The organism is Gordonibacter urolithinfaciens (assembly GCF_900199375.1).
Lineage (GTDB): Bacteria > Actinomycetota > Coriobacteriia > Coriobacteriales > Eggerthellaceae > Gordonibacter > Gordonibacter urolithinfaciens.
In genome coordinates this window covers 1,854,456-1,873,086 of sequence record NZ_LT900217.1, presented here as the reverse complement: position 1 = coordinate 1,873,086, position 18,631 = coordinate 1,854,456, and the positions used below count along the sequence as shown (strand labels likewise).

At 66.8% G+C, this 18,631-nt stretch carries 15 protein-coding genes; 4 read left to right on the top strand and 11 right to left on the bottom strand.

Features of this window, described 5'->3' with window-relative positions; all coding sequences use genetic code 11:
* Positions 1–26: 26 nt before the first annotated feature.
* From BN3560_RS08025 to BN3560_RS08000, 7 genes are all read right to left on the bottom strand, one after another.
* Entirely contained in the window at positions 27–992 is a 966-nt protein-coding gene (locus BN3560_RS08025; protein ID WP_096227649.1) for a PhnE/PtxC family ABC transporter permease, read from the bottom strand.
* Positions 989–1,849 carry a phosphate/phosphonate ABC transporter permease gene (locus BN3560_RS08020; RefSeq protein WP_096227648.1) on the bottom strand — a complete coding sequence of 287 codons (861 nt, stop codon included), beginning with the start codon at positions 1,847–1,849 and terminating at the stop codon, positions 989–991. Before BN3560_RS08020 ends, BN3560_RS08025 begins: the two co-directional genes overlap by 4 nt.
* The gene (gene phnC / locus BN3560_RS08015) at positions 1,846–2,721 is read right to left on the bottom strand and encodes a phosphonate ABC transporter ATP-binding protein (RefSeq protein ID WP_227115131.1); all 876 of its coding nucleotides are present in this window, start codon (positions 2,719–2,721) and stop codon (positions 1,846–1,848) included. Before phnC ends, BN3560_RS08020 begins: the two co-directional genes overlap by 4 nt.
* The gene (locus tag BN3560_RS08010; RefSeq protein ID WP_096227647.1) at positions 2,721–3,824 is read right to left on the bottom strand and encodes a phosphate/phosphite/phosphonate ABC transporter substrate-binding protein; all 1,104 of its coding nucleotides are present in this window, start codon (positions 3,822–3,824) and stop codon (positions 2,721–2,723) included. The genes phnC and BN3560_RS08010 overlap by 1 nt, the downstream gene beginning before the upstream one ends.
* A 372-nt stretch (positions 3,825–4,196) precedes the next feature.
* Positions 4,197–4,343 (bottom strand): hypothetical protein, encoded by a 147-nt coding sequence (locus tag BN3560_RS14710; protein ID WP_170163332.1) that lies wholly within the window; start codon positions 4,341–4,343, stop codon positions 4,197–4,199.
* 162 nt (positions 4,344–4,505) lie between these two features.
* Positions 4,506–5,627: an aldo/keto reductase gene (locus tag BN3560_RS08005; protein ID WP_096227646.1), complete on the bottom strand. Its 1,122-nt coding sequence runs from the start codon at positions 5,625–5,627 to the stop codon at positions 4,506–4,508.
* 92 nt (positions 5,628–5,719) lie between these two features.
* A complete protein-coding gene (locus BN3560_RS08000) occupies positions 5,720–6,607 on the bottom strand; it encodes a LysR family transcriptional regulator (protein ID WP_096227645.1) in 888 nt (295 codons plus the stop codon).
* A gap of 220 nt (positions 6,608–6,827) precedes the next feature.
* Between BN3560_RS08000 and BN3560_RS07995 the strand changes: the two genes are divergently transcribed.
* Positions 6,828–7,817, top strand: a complete 990-nt coding sequence (locus BN3560_RS07995; RefSeq protein ID WP_096227644.1) for a TDT family transporter — start codon at positions 6,828–6,830, stop codon at positions 7,815–7,817.
* A 148-nt stretch (positions 7,818–7,965) separates the two neighbouring features.
* Here BN3560_RS07995 and BN3560_RS07990 read toward each other — a convergent pair whose 3' ends face one another.
* Positions 7,966–8,709: a GTP pyrophosphokinase gene (locus BN3560_RS07990; protein WP_087191704.1), complete on the bottom strand. Its 744-nt coding sequence runs from the start codon at positions 8,707–8,709 to the stop codon at positions 7,966–7,968.
* Between the two features lie 178 nt (positions 8,710–8,887).
* Here BN3560_RS07990 and BN3560_RS07985 point away from each other — a divergent pair, with 178 nt between their 5' ends.
* Positions 8,888–9,685 carry a MerR family transcriptional regulator gene (locus BN3560_RS07985; RefSeq protein WP_096227643.1) on the top strand — a complete coding sequence of 266 codons (798 nt, stop codon included), beginning with the start codon at positions 8,888–8,890 and terminating at the stop codon, positions 9,683–9,685.
* 106 nt (positions 9,686–9,791) lie between these two features.
* On the opposite strand, the gene BN3560_RS07980 is transcribed toward BN3560_RS07985, so the two are convergent.
* The 3 genes from BN3560_RS07980 to mazG all read right to left on the bottom strand — a co-directional run bounded on the left by BN3560_RS07980 (position 9,792) and on the right by mazG (position 16,393).
* Entirely contained in the window at positions 9,792–11,549 is a 1,758-nt protein-coding gene (locus tag BN3560_RS07980) for an FAD-dependent oxidoreductase (RefSeq protein ID WP_096227642.1), read from the bottom strand.
* Between the two features lie 231 nt (positions 11,550–11,780).
* Positions 11,781–15,239 (bottom strand): EAL domain-containing protein, encoded by a 3,459-nt coding sequence (locus BN3560_RS07975; protein ID WP_096227641.1) that lies wholly within the window; start codon positions 15,237–15,239, stop codon positions 11,781–11,783.
* 179 nt (positions 15,240–15,418) lie between these two features.
* The gene (gene mazG / locus BN3560_RS07970; RefSeq protein ID WP_096227640.1) at positions 15,419–16,393 is read right to left on the bottom strand and encodes a nucleoside triphosphate pyrophosphohydrolase; all 975 of its coding nucleotides are present in this window, start codon (positions 16,391–16,393) and stop codon (positions 15,419–15,421) included.
* A gap of 671 nt (positions 16,394–17,064) precedes the next feature.
* Between mazG and BN3560_RS07960 the strand changes: the two genes are divergently transcribed.
* Together BN3560_RS07960 and BN3560_RS07955 are read left to right on the top strand one after the other, a co-directional pair.
* A complete protein-coding gene (locus BN3560_RS07960) occupies positions 17,065–17,574 on the top strand; it encodes a hypothetical protein (protein WP_227115134.1) in 510 nt (169 codons plus the stop codon).
* Between the two features lie 97 nt (positions 17,575–17,671).
* The gene (locus BN3560_RS07955) at positions 17,672–18,574 is read left to right on the top strand and encodes a VIT1/CCC1 transporter family protein (protein WP_096227639.1); all 903 of its coding nucleotides are present in this window, start codon (positions 17,672–17,674) and stop codon (positions 18,572–18,574) included.
* Positions 18,575–18,631: the final 57 nt, after the last annotated feature.

The window sequence follows — 18,631 nt, the reverse complement described above, 5'->3', positions numbered from 1 at the left end:
GCCCGAGGCCCCGCCGCAGGTGGAACCTACCGCTGCACCAAGTACCGTTTCCGCAGCTTCGTCGCCGCCACTTCCAGCACCACGGCCACCGCAAGGCACAAGTACACGATCAGCCCCACCTCGTGGATGTTGTAGTAGAAGCTCCCCGCCAGGAACAGCTGGTAGCCGATGCCGCCCGCGCCCGCCACGGCGCCCACGGCCACGGCGTTCACGAAGTTGATCTCGAAGCGGATGAACGTCCACGACAGCATCTCGTTCACCTTCTCGGGCACCACGCCCTGGAACACCACCTGCCACCACGACGCGCCGCTGGCGCGCAGTGCCTCGATCACGCCGGCGTCGACTTCCTCGAAGCTCTCCGAGTACGCCTTCACCAGGTACGCCACGCTGTGGAACAGCAGGCCGATGACGGCCGCCTCCGGCCCCAGCCCGATGGCCACGCTGAACACGAGCACCCACAGGATGGTGGGCACGGCGCGCGCCACGCTCATGAGCACCTTGATGGCGTTGCTCGCGGCGCGGTTCGACAGGTTGGACGCGGCCAGAAGCCCCAGCACGAAGGCGATCGCCGCCCCGATGAACGTGGTGAGCAGCGCCAGCGCCAGCGAGACGAACAGGCCCTCCACCACGTCGGGCAGCGTGAAGTGCCCGCCGAGGCCCGGCTGCAGCATCATGGTGAGGAAATCGTCCACCGCGGCCGCCATCGCCGCGGGGAACGCCACCTTCCCGTAGTCCATCGTGGCCAGCGCGAACGCCGTCACCAGCGCCAAAGCGGCCAGCACGGCGAACAGCGCCACGTTCGACGGGTTGGGCACCCGCACCTTGATCTTGCCCGACCGGGTCAGACGCGCACCGTTCGCCCGCATCGGCGCGACACCCGCGCCAGCGCCGACGCCGCGCTCGTCGGCCGGCATACTGCGCGTCGCGCCCACCTCCTCCGCCAGGGAGGCCGCGGCGGCTTCGGCCGCGATCTTGTCTGCACAGCCCGTCACAGGATCTTCCTCCTCACGAAGTTCGAGGCGAGCTCGCACGCCACCACGGCCAGGATGATGACGAGTATCACCAAGCCGGCCACGTCGTGGCGGAAGCTCTTGTAGTACACGTCGAACACGAAACCGATACCCGTGCCGGTGAGCAGGCCGATGAGGGTGGCGTCGCGGATGTTCGTCTCAATCATGTAGAGCACCCAGCTGACCACCGACGTGATGCTCATCGGAATGACGGCCTGCACCACGATCTGGCCGTACGTGGCGCCCGCCGCCCGCAGCGCCTCCACCGGCCCGGAGCCCATCTCGTCGATGCTTTCCAGGAAGCAGCGCGTCAGGTAGCCGAAGCTGGTGAGGAACAGGGCGAAGAACCCGGTGAACTCGCTCTGCTTGAACGAGAACAGCAAAATGAAAGCCCAGGCCACCACCGGGATATTGCGGAAGAGCGACGCGATGCCGCGCACGATGAGGGGAACGGGTCCCCCCACCCCCACCGTACGCGAACCGAGCACTGCGACTATATAGGCCAACACCGCCGCCGTGCAGCTGGAAGCGATGGAGGCGAGGATCGTCGAACCCAAGGCGGGAAGGATGGTGCCCAATTTGCCAAGGGAAGGGAGGGAGGGGGCGAATTGGGCGGCCATCCACGCGAACCCGCCCGGGACGTCGAGGATTGCCTGCACGAAATCGAATCCGACGTACGTGCCCGACAGCGCGCCGAGCGCCACGAACACGAGCGCCGCAACTACGAGGGACGCGGTGCGGCGGACGAAGAAGGACGCGTCGTATTGGCCGCGCCGCTGAGCCTTTCCACCGCGCAAGCCAGCGATCAGGCCCGACGGCCGCAATGTGCGCTCCATCATGCGGCCTCTCCCGCCACGGGCGCGGCGCCAGTGATATCGCCGGGACCGCCCGATGCCGGTGCGCCCGCAGCCCCCGCACCACCTGCACCGCCCGCGTCGCCGCCAACCCCTTCGCCATCGCCCTCATCCGTCTCGTAGATAGCGGCGATGGCGGCCTCGTCGAGCTGGGACGGCGATCCGTCGAACACGAGCCGGCCCCTCTTGAGCGCCACGATGCGATCGGAGAACTCCAACGCGAAATCCACCTGGTGCAGGTTCACGAGGCACGCGATGCCCAGCTCGTCGGCCGCCCAGCGCAGGTGCTCCATGACCGTGCGCGACGACTTCGGGTCGAGGCTGGCGATGGGCTCGTCGGCCAGCATGAGCAACGGGTCCTGCACGAGCGCCCGGGCGATGCCCACGCGCTGCTTCTGCCCGCCGGACAGCTGGTCGGTGCGCGTGTAGGCGAAGTCGGCCAGGCCCACCTGGTCGAGCGCCTCGAACGCACGGCGCTTCTCGTCCTCCGAGAACAGCCCGAGCGCGCCGGCCGCCGTGGACTTGTAGCCCAGGCGGCCCTGCAGCACGTTCTCGATGGACGTGGCGCGGTACACCAGGTTGTAGTGCTGGAAGATCATGCTGATGCGGCGGCGCACCTGGCGCAGCTCGCGGCCCTTCACGCGCGTGACGTCGCAGCCGTCGAACGCCACCGTACCCTGGGTGGGATCGACGAGGCGGTTCGCACAGCGCAGCAGCGTGGACTTGCCCGCGCCCGACGAGCCGATGATGGACACGAACTCGCCGCGCGCCACCTCCATCGACACGCCGTCAAGCGCCTTCGACCAGCCGTCGTAGCTCTTCGTCAGGCCCCGCACCGCCAGCAGAGGCTCGGCCATCACGCGGCCCCGCCCAGCTTGCGGATGGGCTCGTACCACGCGTCGTCGGTCTTCACGAAGCACGTCTTGTCGGAATCCTTTTCGAACAGGCCCTTCGCGTTCTCATCCTCGGGATCGACGAAGATGGCCGGGTCGTTGGCCACCGCGTCCGAGCAGAAGTGGTCGACGATCTTCGTGCGGTCCTCCTCGGAAATGGCGTCCTCGTTGAAGCAGAAAGGCGAGTTCAGCACCGGCGTGACGGCGATGATGGTGAACTGCTTGCCGCGCACGGTGTCCATGGGCGCCTCGGCGTCGGCCTTGGCCTGGTACACCGCGCCCACGCTGTTGGGCTCGCCGGACACGAGGTCCAGGTACATGTCCACGTCGACGTCGTCGAACGCGGCAGCGTCGGCGTCGCCCGAGAGCAGGTTCACCACCGAGCCCACGTGCGAGTTGCCGAACAACACCTCGCTGAAGAAGCCGCCCGCCTCCAAGAGCACGTCGGAACTGTCCAGGTCGAACTCCTCCACGATGCCGCTCGAAGGCACCTTGAAACCCGACGTGGAGGTGGCGGACACGAACGAGAACGACCCGCCCTTGATGCCCTCGATGGAGTAGCCGCTGCCGCTCTTGTACGCGTCGGCGTCCTCGGTGCGCACGCAGATGCGGCTGTAGTAGCACGCCCCGTCCAGGCCGCCGTCCTCGTCGCTGTTCGTGAACGCCGCCTGCACGGCGGAGTTCTTCTTGTTGGCCTGCACGTAGCCCTCGGGGCCGAGGAGCGCCATCTGCGCCTTGCCCGAGGCGATGGCCTCGATGGCCACGTTGTAGTCGGTGGTGGTCAGAAGCTCGGCCTTGCGCCCGCAGGCCGCCAGGATGGCTGCGCCGATGGCCTCGCGCGACGACGTCATGTCCGACGAGGAGTTGTCCGGCAGCCACACGAACGTGATCGGCTCGGACGAGCCGTCGCCCGCGCCGCCGCCGTTGCCGGACTGCGGGTCGGCCGCGCCCGCCGCCGCGCCCGACCCCCCGGCCGTGCAGCCCGTCATCACGCCGAACATGCCCGCCAATGCCACAGCCGCTCCGCCGGCCACGAACTGCCGCCTGCTCAGGTACCCGTCTGCCATTCGACCCATCCTTTCGCATTCCCGGCCTTAGCGCCGGAGTGTTGTCTCGTTGCCGCGCCGCCGATTGCTCGGCGCGTTGCAGACCATGCTACGAAAGGCAGGTAAAAGCGGGTTCAGGCGCACGTAAAGATGCTCCCAAGATCAGGCAAAGACGGGATCAGGATGAGGAAAGGGCAGCGTAAAGAGCACCGATTCCGTGACAGAGGGGATTGCCGCTCATGAAACTTTTGAAGATGGAGCAAACTTGCACGGCGTTGCGCGTCCCGCCATGCGTGCTATAATGCAGGAGCACCGGCAAAGCCCGTTCCAACCTCGTTAGAGGTGTTGCTACACGGGCGGCGCGGATTTACCCAGATCGGCGACTAGTTCCAGCTAGCGCCGATCTTTTTTGCGCTCGGGGTCTCCCCCTCCTCCCACGTCATCCCTCCGCTTATGTTCCCAGACAGCCAGAACGAACCCGGCTATCGTCGCCACCGCTGCGGCGGCGTACAGGATTTCAAGAGCGCATTCGATGCTCATAGGCGATCACCTCCCCTCTCTCGGGAAGCGCCGCCCGCTCGGGACTATGCCGGCACAAGTGGCATTCTAGCAAACATTCCCCGTGCTTTAATTGCTCGAAAAAGCTCTCAATAGATGAGAGCTTTTTCGCGTACGGTATTCGATTAGACGGACCGCCCTGTCCTACTCGAAGTGCTCGGCTGCCGTTTCCAGCTGACGGACGATGTCGATGCTCTGGGGGCACATGGCCTCGCACGCGCCGCAGGCGATGCACTCCGAGGCCGGCTTCACGGCCTGCCACGAGTAGAGGCCCTTCGCGAAGGCGCGGTTGCCGGTCATGAGCTCGAGGTTCAGCAGGCTCATGATCTCGGGGATGGCCACGCCCTGCGGGCAGTCCTTCACGCAGTAGCGGCAGTTCGTGCAGGGCACGGCGGCCAGCTTCTCAAGCATCTCGCGCGCTTCGGCCAGCGCGCGCTCCTCCTCGGGCGAGAACGGCGCGCTCGCCCGGAACTCGGCCACGTTCTGGCGCGTTTGCTCGATCGTGGACATGCCCGAGAGCACCGTGAGCACGTTCGGGAGGTTGTAGCAGAAGCGGTACGCCCATGAAGCCATGCTCAGGTCGGGGCGGCACGCCAAAAGCGGCGCGGCCACCTGCTCGGGCAACTCGGCCAGCCGCCCGCCGCGCGCGGGCTCCATGACCACCACGGGCACGCCGTGCTTGGCGGCCACTTCCATGCAGGCGCGCGACCGCGTGACCGGGTTCTCCCAATCCAGATAGTTCACTTGCAGCTGCACGAAGTCGGCGTCGGGGTGCGCCTCGAGCAGCGCATCGAGCGCCTCAGGGCCGTCGTGCATGGAGAAGCCCCAGTTGCGGATGCGGCCAGCCGCCTTCTGCTCGCGCACGAAGTCCCACATGCCGTGCTCGTCGAACTTGGCCGTGCGCGGGCCGCCCACGTTGTGCAGCAGGTAGAAGTCGATGTAGTCGGTGCCCAGGCGCTCAAGCGACGTGCCCAGGTTGGACTTCGCCTCCTCGGCGCTGCCGATGGCCCAGGCCAGGCACTTCGTCGCGATGGTGAACGACTCGCGCGGGTGCCGCGCCACGAGCGCCTGGCCGAGCGCCTTCTCCGAGGCGCCCTCGTGGTAGACGAACGCCGTGTCGAAGTACGTGCCGCCGCCTTCCAGGAACACGTCCACCATCTGCTCGAGCTGCGCAAGGTCGATGCTCTGCTGGTCGGCGGGGTCCAGCAGCGGCAAGCGCATGCAGCCGAAGCCGAGCTTCGGCGTGGATTCCAAATCGGGCCTCATGGGGGTCTCCTCTCGTCAGGATTGCCCGACCATCATAGAACTTGGAGCGCACTCGAAGTCAAGCGGAAATTTCGCGCAGGATGCTCGCGGCCTCACACCGAGCGCAGGTCGTCGAACAGGCGGGCGTACTCGTCTCCGAACACGCTGCCCTTGGGGCGGATGAACGTGATGTCGTGCTCGATGAGGTGGCCTGCCAACGGGATGCGCGCGAGCGTGCCGGCTTCGAGCTCGCAGACCACGGCGGCGCCGTAGAGGAAGGCGATGCCGTAGCCGCTGGCAGCGAACTGCTTTATGATGTTGACGCTCTCCACTTCCGTCGCCCGCGCGAAGCTGTCCACCGAAAGGTTCCGGGCGGCCAGGGCGTGCTCGAGCACGGCGCGCGTGCCGGAGCCGCGCTCCCGCACCAGGATATGCTGGTCGAGCAGGTCCTCGAAGTGCTGGGGCTCCTTCACGCCGGCAAGCGGCGCGTCGGGGGCGCAGACCGCCATGAGATGCTCGGTGGCGAACACGCGCCAGTCATAGGCGCTCTTGTCGAAAAACCCCTCCACGAGCGCGCAATCGATCTCGCCGGCATGCAGCTGCGCCAGCAAGCGCTCGGTGTCGGACGAGGCGATGCGCACCTGCACCTCGGGATGGCCCACCAGGTAGTGCGCCAGCGGCTCCGCCAGCACGTACTCGCCGGCGGTGAGCGTCATGCCCAGCCGCAGGCGGCGGCGCGGCCCAGCCAACGCGGCGATGGCGTCGCGCAGCGTGGCCTCGTCGTGCGCCATGGTAGCCGCGGCGTCGCGCAGCAGCTCGCCTGCCGGCGTGAGCGCGAGCTTCTTGCCGCGGTAGGAAAGCAGCTTTGCGCCGTACGCCTTCTCCAGATAAGCGATGTGCTGCGACACGGCGGGTTGCGTGATATTGAGCTCCGCCGCCGACCGGGTATAGTTCAACGTTCGGCACACGCTCAAGAACGTGCTCATGCGGAAATCTTGCATGGTAATCCTTTCGTTGCTTGTGCTCGCATGACGGGCGCGGTATCGTCGGCATTACAACGGCGCACATCACCTGCCCTTTTACGGTGCAGAATCGCCGAGCGAACGACAATCTATTATATATAGTTATCAACGCATAACGATATATAATTTTTCTTTTTGATGGGAGCATGCCAGAATGCGTCTAAGCAAATCTAAGGACGGCATTGAAAGGCACGTGACCATGCGCGACATCATAGAGAAAGTACCCATTCCCACGGCGGGCGTCGCCCTTGCCCTCACGGCGCTGGGCAACCTGCTGCAGCCGGCCTACGAGGGCATCCATATCCTCTGCGGCGCCGTCGCGCTGTTCCTCATCGTGCTGCTGGCGGCGAAGGCGGTCATGTTTCCCCAGCTTATCCGCGACGACCTGCATAACTCCATCATGGCCAGCGTGAGCGGCACCGTGTTCATGACGCTCATGCAGTTCTCCAACTACCTGGCGCCGCTGGCCTTCGGCCCCGCGTTCGCGCTCTGGGTGGCGGCCACGATGGCGCACCTGGCGCTCATCGTGTGGTTCACGGTGCGCTTCTTCCGCCCGTTCAAGCTGCACGAGGTGTTCCCCACCTACTTCATCTGCTACGTGGGCATCGTGGTGGCCTCGGTCACGTCGCCCGCGTTCGGGATGCAGGCCCTGGGCCAGGTAATCTTCTGGTTCGGCTTCGCGTGCTACGCGGCGCTGCTGGTGCTGGTGACGTACCGCTACGCCAAGCACGAGGTGCCCGAGGGCGCGCGCCCGCTGTTCTGCATCTACACCGCCCCCATGAGCCTGTCCATCGTGGGCTACCTGGCCGTGACGGACGCGCCGAACGCCCTGTTCGTGGGCGTGATGATGGCGCTGGCCCAGGTGCTGTTCCTGGTGGTGCTCTCCCGCCTGCCGCGCCTGTTGCGCCTGAAGTTCTACCCCAGCTACGCGGCCATGACGTTCCCCTTCGTCATAACGGCCACGGCGCTCGGCCAGGGCACGGCGTTTTTCCGGGCGAACGGCGTGGCGCTTCCCTTCGCCTTCGACGTGGTGTTCTACGTGGAGGTTGCGCTGGCCACGATCATGGTGGCCTACGTGCTGGCGCACTACCTGCGCTTCTTCTTCCGCCGCATCGAGCAGCCGCAGAGCGTGGCCGTGCTCAAGGAGAACGCCCAGATCGCGCGCTTCTCGGAGAACTTCGACAACTAGCCTCCCCTTTTCTTTCGCGAACAGGCCCTGCGATGCGGGGTCTGTTCGCGTTATGGGGGGAGGCGCGCGAAAGCGTTCTGGGGGCAAGCGAGCGCGAACGTCGGGAGGGTGCGTTCGGGCGTGCGAGCGCGGGCGGCTGCGGCGCCTGCTAGTCGTCCACCTCGAGGGCGCCGGCGAGAATCTGCATGCGGGCCTCCACGTCCTCGATGATGCGGCTGCAGTCCTTCAGCTCGTCGTAGGAGTCGATGCCCTCCACCTCGCTCACGGCCTTGTACTTCAGGTCGTGCTCGAGGCTGGCCCAGAAGTCCATGGCAATGGTGCGCAGCTGCACCTCCACGGGGATGAGCTCCTTGTTGTCAAGGAAGTACACGGGGATGCGCACGATGACGTGCAGGCTGCGGTAGCCGTTGGGCTTGGGGTTGGCGATGTAGTCCTTCACCGTGACGATGGTGAGGTCGTCCTGCTTGCGCAAAAGCTCCAGCAGGTTGTACACGTCGTGGATGTACGAGCAGATCACGCGCACGCCCGCGATGTCCATGATGTAGCGCTCCATGTTCTCGAGCGTGGGCTCCTTACCGTAGCGGCCCAGCTTCTCGAAGATGCTCGCCGGCTTCTTGATGCGCGATTCCACGTGGTGGATGGGGTTGCGGTGCTTCTTGAGGTTGAGGTCCTGGTCGAGGATCTCGAAGCGCACCTCCATCTCGCGCATGGCGGCCTGGTACTTCTGGATGATCTCGCGCGTCTTCGCCTCCATGTCCTTGAGGCGGGTCAGCTCGTCGATGGGCTCGCGCAGGTCGTCGGTCACGCTGAACGGGGGGCGCTCCTGCGGCTGTTCCTTCTTCTCCCCCACGGCGAGCCGCTGGTCCGACCGCTGCTGCGATGCGTCTGGCATGTTGTTGCTCCTTGGCGAAAGGTTGCTCTCCTCGGCGCCCATGATAGCGCGAAGGGTTCGCGCGGCGGCGTTTGCGCGCGCAATCTCGCGCAAATCACCAGATGCCTGAAGGAGGGGCGGATGGTATGCTGCACGCAGAGAACGACCGCCGGCACGCTGGCGCGAGGGAGGGGTTCGCATGTACCGCATCAAGGAGTTTGCGGCAATGACGGGGCTGCCGCCGTCGAAGATCAGGTTTTACGAGAAGCACGGCCTGCTGGCCACGCGCCGCGAGGAGAACGGCTACCGGGTGTTCTCGCCCGAGGACGCCTTCCGCGCAAACGCGTTCCGCGTGCTGCTGCAGTACGGGTTCACCGTGGAGCAGGCCGTGGCCATGCTGGATGCCGAGCAGGGCACCGAGGAGTTCAAGCGCTCTCTGGAGGACCAGCAGGCGAAGCTGCGCCGCGAGGCCGACCTGCTGCGCTACCGGCTGGCGAAGATAGACAGCGCGCTCGCGCTGATCGACGGGGGCGGCCGGGCGGCCTTCACGCTCGTGGACGCGCCCGACCAGCTGTACGTGAGCGCATCGGTGGGCCGCGACTTCGGCGTGTCGGTGGAAAACGAGCGGGAGATCGCCCTGTTCTACGACCTGCTGAGCATCACCAGCTGCGCGCGCATCATCGCCAAGCGCGACTTCGACGCGCCGGGCGAAATGGTGGACCCCAGCTACGTCATCGCCATGCCCGAGAGCGAGGAGCACCGGCTGGAAGGCGTCGACCGCGCGCACGTGGGCCGCCTGTGCCTGGGGAAATGCGTGCGGTTCCGGCGCCGCGTGACGCGGGCGGAGAGCGTGCGCAAGGAGACGTTCGCGGACCTGTTCGCCTACCTGGACGACCACGGCTACGCGCTGCGGGGGGACGTGATCCTGTTCCCGTCGTTTCTGAACCTGGACGGGAACGGCAGCGATATCGAGACGCTGTTCGCCCCGGTGAGATAAAGGCGCCCCGCCGTTGGAGGGAGAGGAGGCGGCGGGGCGGTCGGAGAGGGCCCCGGCGGCGCGGGGGGGGGGTGCGCCGCCGGGACCGTTCGGAGTTGGTGAAACCCTACGCCTTGAGCGCGGCCACGGCCTCCTCGGCGGCGATGTAGCCGGAATCGATGCACAGACCGTAGCAGTAGCCGGGGATGTCGTAGTAGGGCGAGTAGTATAGGCTGCCCGCGTCGGTACCCGCAGCGTAGAGGCCGGGGATGGGATCGTTCGTCTCGGCGGACAGCACGCGGCAGCAGTCGTCGATGCGCACGCCGCCGAACGTGCTCCAGGCGCTCGGCTCGTTCTCGGTCACGTAGAACGGCGGCGTGGCCACCTTCGAGAGGTACCACGGGTTCGCGCCGAACTCGGCATCGGCGCCGGCGTCGCAGAACTCGTTGTACCGCGCCACCGTCTGGGGCAGCTCGTCAAGCCCGAAGTGCTCGGCAAGCTCCTCCAGCGAGTCGGCCTTGAAGCACCAGCCTTCCTTGATGCCCTCCTCGATGTCGGCGGGCAGGTTCTCGAGGATGCGGTCCTTGAAGTAGTTGCCGATGAACCACGTGTCCTCGGTGGCGCCCTTCGCCGTGGTGTAGTTGTAGAGGCCCTGCGTGCTCATGGCGTCCACGTAGGCCTGGTCGACCACGGCGTACCACGGCGAGTTCTTGAGGATCTGCTCGGAACCGTAGCTCATGGGATAGTCGCACAGCAGGCCCTCGTTGATGAAGCGCTTGCCCTCGGCGTCCACCAAGAGGCAGCCGTACAGGCCGAACTTGAACGCGGTATTCTGGTCGAACTTGTCCTGCTTGGCCGGACGCGACGCGTCGGCGTGCGTGCCGCCGTACTCGCAGGGGCAGTAGCCGTACGTCTTCTCCAGCGCGGCGCCGGCCTTCTCGGCCGCGAGGATGGTGTCGCCCGTGCAGATGGAGTCGCCGCCACGCGCCACGTTGAGCTTGCGCGTGTGCAGGAAGCGCTCCTGCAAATCGCGGTTGCCCAGGTAGCCGCCCGCCGCCAAGATGGTCGCCCTGGCGTTGAACGTGATGTTCTTCTTGTCCTTCTCGACGGCGTTCACCCCGGTCACGGAGCCGTCGTCGGCGGTAGCCAGCGACACGAGGGCCGTGGAGAACCGCACGTCCACGTTGTGGTCGGCCAGCGCCTGCTCCCACAGCTTCGCGCGCTCGTCGGAGGCGTTCGTGATGGCGTGGAAGCCGCCCTTCTCACCCATGAACGGCGTCTCGAAGCGGAAGTTCTTCTCCTCGAACGTGTAGCCGATCTCCTCGAGCTGGGCCACGGCGCTGGCCGACGTCTCCAGGCAGCGGCGCATGAGCGCGGGGTTCGGCGTCCAGTGCGAGTACTCCATGACGTGGTAGAACGCGTCGTCCACGGTGAGCGTGGTGCCGCCGGGCTTGTTCTGCAGCACGTCGGTGCCCACGGCGAACGGGCCGGACACGTAGATGCCGTTCGGGGCCGCCATGCTGTCGCCCTTCTCCAGCACCACCACGTGCGCGCCGCCCTTCGACGCGCGCAGCGCCGCCATGAAGCCGGCCGCGCCGCAGCCGACCACCACCACGTCGGCGTCCACCGTCTCCTCGGCCTTGAACGGCTCGTCCTCGCCGGCCTTCGCGCCGTCGGACGCATCCGCCGCCTTGCCACCGTTCTGCTGCGGCGCGCAGGCCGCCAGCGCGCCCGCCGACGCCACGCCCAGGGCGGACAGCGCCGCACCCTTCAGGAAGTTGCGGCGGTCCATGCCGCGCCTCGGCGCGCCGGCGGCGCGCACGGCCTCGTCGGCCTCCTGCCCGGCCTCGTTCGCCCGGATCTCCCCATTGTCCTGCTTCTCCATGATGAGCCTCCCTTTCCCCTTGCAGTTTGAAAAGCTGGCCTCACCTTACGGCCTGAACCAAGTCGAAGGTCAAGGGATATCGGCGGGAAAAAGAGCGGGGACGGGAAGGCCGGCGCGGGCGCGGGCACGACCGCCGCGGATGCGCAGGACGGCAGGGTCAGACCGGCTGCTGCCGGGAGGGTGCGGGCGCGAGGGCCGACGGGCGCACTGCCGGCAGGGAGCGGATGGACGCTAGGAGCCGTAGACTTGGATCCGGTTCTTTCCAGCGCGTTTCGCCTGGTAGAGGGCTTCGTCGGCACGGGTGAACACGTCGCGGTACGTGCGGTCGTCGGAACAGGTAGCATACACGCCCACGCTGAGGGTGGGGGCGTGGCCCAGCCCGGGCACCGTCGTGGCAGATATCTGGGCTCGCACCTGGTTCAACTTGCGCAGCACCACATCCATATCCACTTCTTTCAGCAGCAGCACGAACTCGTCGCCGCCTACGCGGCCGATGACGTCGCTCTCGCGGAAGCTCGAGCGCAGCACCGAGCCCACTTTGCGCAGCAGCGCATCGCCCTCCATGTGGCCGGAGTTGTCGTTTACCGCCTTGAAGTCATCGATGTCCAGCACCACGCACACGCTGTGCTCGCGAACGGCGGGCTTCGCAAGCGCCGCTGCCACCAGGTCTTGCGTGGTTGCATGGTTGCTCAGCCCCGTGGCGGCATCGTTCTCGGCACGGTAGCGCAGGTCGCGTTCGTCCTCGATGTTCTCGATGAGGCCCACGAGATGCCATGCGCCCGCATTGTCGTGCGCGACGAACAGGTTCGCGCGGTACCACGCGTAGCCGTGACCGTAGTAGTTCGCCCGATACTTCGCGCTCACCTCCGCAGCACCGGCCCGGGCGTCTTCGAACATCCTGCGCACGTCGTCCATATCGTCGGGATGCACCACGCCGCTGCGCGCGCTGGCAAGCTTTTCCAAGTAATGCGGTATGACCTGCGCTTCGACGCCGTCGCCCGTACGATCGATGTACAGCAGGACCGTGTCGGTGTCGGAATCGTAGTCGAAGCTCATCTTGTTCGTCATCTCGGTGAGCAGCCGGTAGCGCTCGTCCTGCCACGCCCGCCTGCGATCCTCGGTGGCCAGGCCCTCCGTGACATCCTTGTTGCAGCACAGCGTGCAGGTATCGGACACGCGGATGAACGTGCTCTGGCACCAGGTGGCGTTGCCGCCTTTCGACAGCTTGTACGTGCAGGAAGACGGCTTTCCGCTGACGTTCGCACGGCATTCGTCAAAGGTTTTGCGCAGGCCGGCGCGCTCCACGCCATCGGGAATGTGCGCCATCCACCGCCCGAGCGCCTCTTCTAGCGGAAGCGCGACGCCGATCGATTCGGGGTGCAGGGCGGAATACAGCACGTGGTACCGGTCGTCCATGCGGTCGAACTCGAATATCTCGTCGTATACCGAGCACAGCACCTCCGTGAAACGCTGCAGATCGAGCTCGTGGCTTTTCCGGCGCCGACCGGACACGTCGAGGAAGGCGCTCTGGATCATCGGTTCGCCCTCCGGGCCCAGCTCGTATGCCGACGTCCCCTCAAGCCAGCCAACGGTACCGTCGCTGCGATAGTAGCGGTACGCGAAGTCGAGGGGCTTCGAGCCGTTCCTCAAGCGCTCGATGCCCGCACGGTGGCGCGGCACGTCGTCCTCATGGATGGGCATGAGCGCGTTGTCGCCCGATGAGGCGATGAACTCCTCCCTGTCACGGTAGCCCAGCAGCTCGCAGCCCTTCTTGTTGATTGAGACGATATGCTGGCCGTCGCCCACGGTATAGCGCACGATTCCACACGGTATGGCGTCGTACAGCTGCTGCCGGGCTTCGTTCTGCCGGCGAAGTCGCTGCAGGCCGCCGGGAATGGAATCACGCGGGGCCGCCAGGCGGTCGCGCAGAACCTGCTCCTCGGTCGTCTCCTCCGCCAGCACGTACAGGCTGATCACGCTATCCGTGCGCGAGAGCGGGCGCAAATGCAGCCGGAGCCAGCGGCCCTTGCCGGCAGCGCTGCGGTAGCGCAGATCGCACGCCGCATCGCCTTCGCTCGCCGCCCGCAGCGCCTCCTCCAATGCGGCGCGGTCCTCCTCCTGCAGCACGCCCAAGAAGTTCTTGCGCACAAGCTCCGCCGACGCCGCTTCGTCGTCTAAATCGAGCAAGCGGGCAAACTCGCCGTTGACGCGGATGAGCTCGCACGTCTCCCCATCGTACTCGGCAATGGCCGCTGGCCCTGCATAGCTGTTGAAGATGAGGGAGAGCTGCGAGTCGACATCCCAAAACTCCGCGGCCCCGTCCTGCAGGCTTTCCGCAAACGGGTGCGCAAGGTCCTCGACAGCCGTGCCTTCGAGCAGCTTCTCGAACGTCTCCCGGTCGACCGGCTTCGAGAACAGGTAGCCCTGCATGTAGTCGCAGCCGACGCTGGCCAGGTAAGCGGCCTGCTGCTTCGTCTCCACGCCCTCGGCGATGAGGGGCAGGTCGAGCCAGCGCGCCATGCGCACGACCGACGCGAGGATGAGCCCGCCCCGCGAGCTGGCGCTCGCGCCGAGGAAGCCCATATCCAGCTTCAGCACGTCAACCGGTACGTCCTTCAACGTGTTGAGCGACGAGTACCCGCTGCCGAAGTCGTCCATCTCCACGACGAATCCGGCGGCGCGCAGCTTCGTGACGGCGCCGATAAGCTGCTCGGGCGCTTCCATGTACGCGCTTTCGGTGATCTCCAGGTGCAGCAGCTCCGCAGGAACGTCGTAACGTTCGATCAGGCCCTCCAAGTACGTGCAGAGGTCGGACCGGTAGATATCGGCACGCGACAGGTTCACGGACAGCCGGGGCGCGCCCTCGATACCCCGCCCGTCGATCCACATGCGCAGGCAGCGGCACGCCTGCTCCCACATATAGTAGTCGAACGTGGCAACGAGGCCGTTGCGCTCGAACACGGGGATGAACTCCGTCGGCCCCAGCAGCCCCTTGGCCGGATGGTTCCAGCGCGCCAGCACCTCGGCGCCTATCATGCGCCCCGTGGCGTAGCGGTACTGCGGCTGGAAGTACGGCACGAACTGGCCGCCTTCGAGTGCCGCGATCATCTCGCCGGCGAGCTCCTGCTCCTTGAGCACCGACGAGCGCAGCTTCTCGTCGTAGAACACGTACTTGCTTCCCACGTAGCCGCTCTTCGCGGAGCGCAGGGCCAGCAGCGCGCGGTCGCACATGAGGTTGACGTCGAGGGAGGGGTCGTCGATGGGGAAGATGCCCAGGCGCACGAAGAAGGTGAAGTCCTCGCGATAGGAGGCGAACCAGGCGTCGAGCGCGGCGAGCATGCGGTCGGGATCGAACGAGGAACGCGAGCAGCAGCAGACGAAGTGGTCGGCCCGCAGGCGCGCAGCCGCCGCCCCGGCGGGCATGAGGTCGCGGATCATGGCGCCGATGTCTGCGAGCAGGCGGTCGCCCGCCGGCGCGCCGAACAGGTCGTTGTAGACCTTGAAGCGGTCGATGTCGCCGTATACGAGCAGGTACGACTCGTTCGGGTGGCCGTCGATGATCATGCGCACCCGCTTGTCGAACCCGCTCCTGCTCAGCAGCCCGGAGAGCGTGTCGTGGTCAGAAACCGGAGATGAGCCCCCCCGTCTTCTTCTTGCACCGACGAGCCTTTTGCGATTCCAAGTTCCCATGCAGGTCGCATCGCCCTCCTCGCCTTCTCAAGCGAAATATGATGTCGGACGTATAGTTTAACGCTTGCGGGAGCCTGGCGCCATCGCACGGCCTGCAAAGATTCGTTTAGGCGGTCGGGTGGACGCGCAGGGCGGGCGCGAGGTGCAGCCGGGGTTCGCCGCAGCCACACCCCGCAAGGCTACGCGCGCTCGCGGTCCTTGGCCTGCTGCCACAGGGCCTCGCGCTCTTCGGGAGCGAGCGCTTCGACCGTCGTTCCCTGCGCCCAGGCCGCGCCCTCCATGAACGACCAGCGGCGGCGGAACTTGCCGCACGTGGCGCGCAGCGCGTTCTCTGCATCGATGCCCATGCGGCGACCCACGTTGACCAGCGAGAACAGCACGTCGCCGAACTCGTCCTCCACGCTGGCCGCCGCCTGCTCGGCCGCCGCGGAATCGCCTTCGGCCGCGCCGGCATCGACCTTGCCGTTCGCGGCCTTCGGTGCGGCGGCGTAGGCGGCGCGCAGCTCGTCGACCTCCTCGCGCACCTTCTCCCACACATCGTCGAGCGAATCCCACTCGAAGCCGGCGGACGCGGCCTTGCGCGACACCTTCTGCGCCTGCATGAGCGCGGGGAAGCTCGTGGGCACGCCGTCGAGCAAGCCCTCACTTTGTGCGACCTGGCCGGCTACGCCGGCGCCTGCCGCCGCATCGGAGCCCGAAGCCCCGGCGCTCGGCACGATGCCTGCCGCATTCTGGGAGGAGCGCTCGGCCAGCTTCACCTGGTCCCACAGGTCCAGCACCTCGGAGGCGTTGTCCGCGCGCGCCTCGCCGAACACGTGCGGATGGCGGCGGATCATCTTCGCGTTCACGTCAGCGCACACGTCGTCGATGTCGAACGCGCCCGCATCGGCTGCTATCTGGCTTTGCAGCACCACCTGCAGCAGCACGTCGCCCAACTCCTCGCGCAGGTGCGCCGTGTCGCCGGACTCGATGGCGTCCACCGCCTCGTAGGCCTCCTCGATCATGTTATGCGCGATGCTCCGATGCGTCTGCGCGCGGTCCCATGGGCACCCGTCCGGAGCGCGCAGTGCGGCGATGGTGGCCACGAAATCGTCAAAGCACGGGTGGTCGATGGGCGCGATAGGCGCGGGCGCAAGTTCGGGCTCGGTGGTCATGGACGCTTCCTTTCAGCCGATGGTCTGCAAGCAGTATACCCCTCGTCAACGCACGCGGCGTCGAATGCGCTACACTCCACGGTGCAGGCGCTTTGGCAGCCCGTGGCAGCGAGCCCGCGACGGGTGGAGCCTCGGCTGGCGGGTCGCTCGCAACATGCGCGGCCACCCATCCCTGAAGCGTAACCTGCTCGCAAGTGTCAAAAAACGGCCGCTTTGGCAAACGGAGACTGCGGCGATCGTCTCCATGGGAACACGTGACCTGCGGTTTCTGCAACGCTATGGGCGAAACACCGGTCGACAGGCGCCGCTTCGCTTGCCAAAGCGACCGTTTTTTGACACTTGAGGCGGATCAGCGCGACATTGACGCGCCGAACCTGCGGAAGCGGGAGCGAGCGACGCCGAACGGCAGGCAGCTTGCGGCTTGCGAGAGCCGGCGGCCGGGCGGCGGGAGGCGGAGGCCGGATGACGAGAGGCGACGGCCGGAGGGCGGGAGGCGGAGGCCGGGCGGCGGGAGGGCGGGAGGCGGAGGCCGGGCGGCGGGAGGCGGCCGGGCGGCGGGAGGCGCACGCAGATCGGCGAGCTGCGTGCGGCCTGCAGCTTCGACCTGCGGGAGGCGGCGGGCAGCAGACAGCTCGGCAAGCTGCGGACACGGTGACGGAAGGATACACGACATGGGCAACCGACGCCTGGGCAGCCAGGAGACGGGCAACCGGAAGATGGGCAACCGTCGCATGACGCGCGGCCAGAGGGCAGCGGGCATTGCGGCGCGCGTGGCGGTAGCGCTCGTGTTCGCCGTGAACGTGCAGTGCGCCGCGTCGTTCGCGCTGTGGCCCGAGGCGTTCGCGGCCGGGTTCGAGCTGGCGGGCGTTCCGGGCGCGGCCGCCGTGCGCGGGCTGGGCGTGGCCTTCCTCATGTGGAACGCCACTTATCCCCCCGTCATCGCAAACCCGCGCCGCTTCCGCGCGCTGTTCGCCGTCCTGCTCGTGCAGCAGGTCGTGGGCTTGACAGGCGAGTCGTGGATCCTGCTGTCGCTCCCCGTCGGCCATGCGGCGCTCGCAGCCTCCATCATCCGGTTCATAGCCTTCGACGCCGCAGGCCTCATGCTCATGGCCGCGGCGCTCTCCTGGCTGGTGCTGGCCGACCGGCGCGCGAGGCGAGCCGCGACGGGACCCGGGGCATAGCGCAGGCATCCCGCGGGGGAGAACGCCGGAGCTGCGGCGGCGGCAGAATCGGATATACTGTGCTGTTGATTCGACGTACCGGCAACGAGGGAGCACCATGACCAGCAACAACCAGCCCGATGCCGCGCGGCTCTCGCCCGCGGCCCTCGCGCAGATCCGCGCGTTCCAGCAGAACGAGGTGACGGAGGCCGAGGTGTACCGCCGCATCGCCCGGCGCACGAAGGACGCGGGCAACCGCGACACGCTTCTGCGCATCGCCGACGAGGAGGCAAAACACGCCGCCATCTGGCAGCGCTACACCGGCGAGGAGATGCGCCCGCAAGCCGGCAAGGTGCGCCGCTACGCGCTGATCGCGCTCGTGTTCGGCTTCACGTTCGCCGTCAAGCTCATGGAGAAGGGCGAGGCCAAGGCGCAGATCTCCTACGAGGAGCTGGCGCGCGAGGCCCCCGAGGCGCTGGACATCCGCGCCGACGAGGAGGCGCACGAGCAGGCGCTCCTGGCGATGCTCGACGAGGAGCGCCTGTCGTACGTGGGCAGCATGGTGCTGGGCATGAACGACGCCATGGTGGAGATGACGGGCACGCTGGCGGGCCTCACGCTGGCCATGCAGAACACCCGCCTCATCGCGCTGTCAGGCCTGATCACCGGCATTGCGGCGACGCTTTCCATGGCGTCGAGCGAGTACCTGTCATCCAAGAGCGAGGGCCGCGAGGACGCATTCAAGTCCGCCACGTACACCGGCATCGCCTACCTGGTGACGGTGGCGCTGCTCATCTTGCCGTACCTGTTGTTCGACGAGGCGCACTACCTGTGGGCCATGGCCACCATGATCGTCATCGTGCTGCTGATCCTGGTGGTGTTCAACTACTACATCTCCGTGGCGCAGGACCTGCCGTTCAAGAAGCGCTTCGGCCAGATGGCCGGCATCAGCCTGGGCGTGGCCGCGCTCTCGTTCGTCATCGGTATCCTGGTGAAGCAGTTCCTGGGCGTGGACATCTAGGAAGGGAGTAGCGGGGTAGGGGGCAGGCACAAGCGCCCGCCCCCTACCCCGCTACTC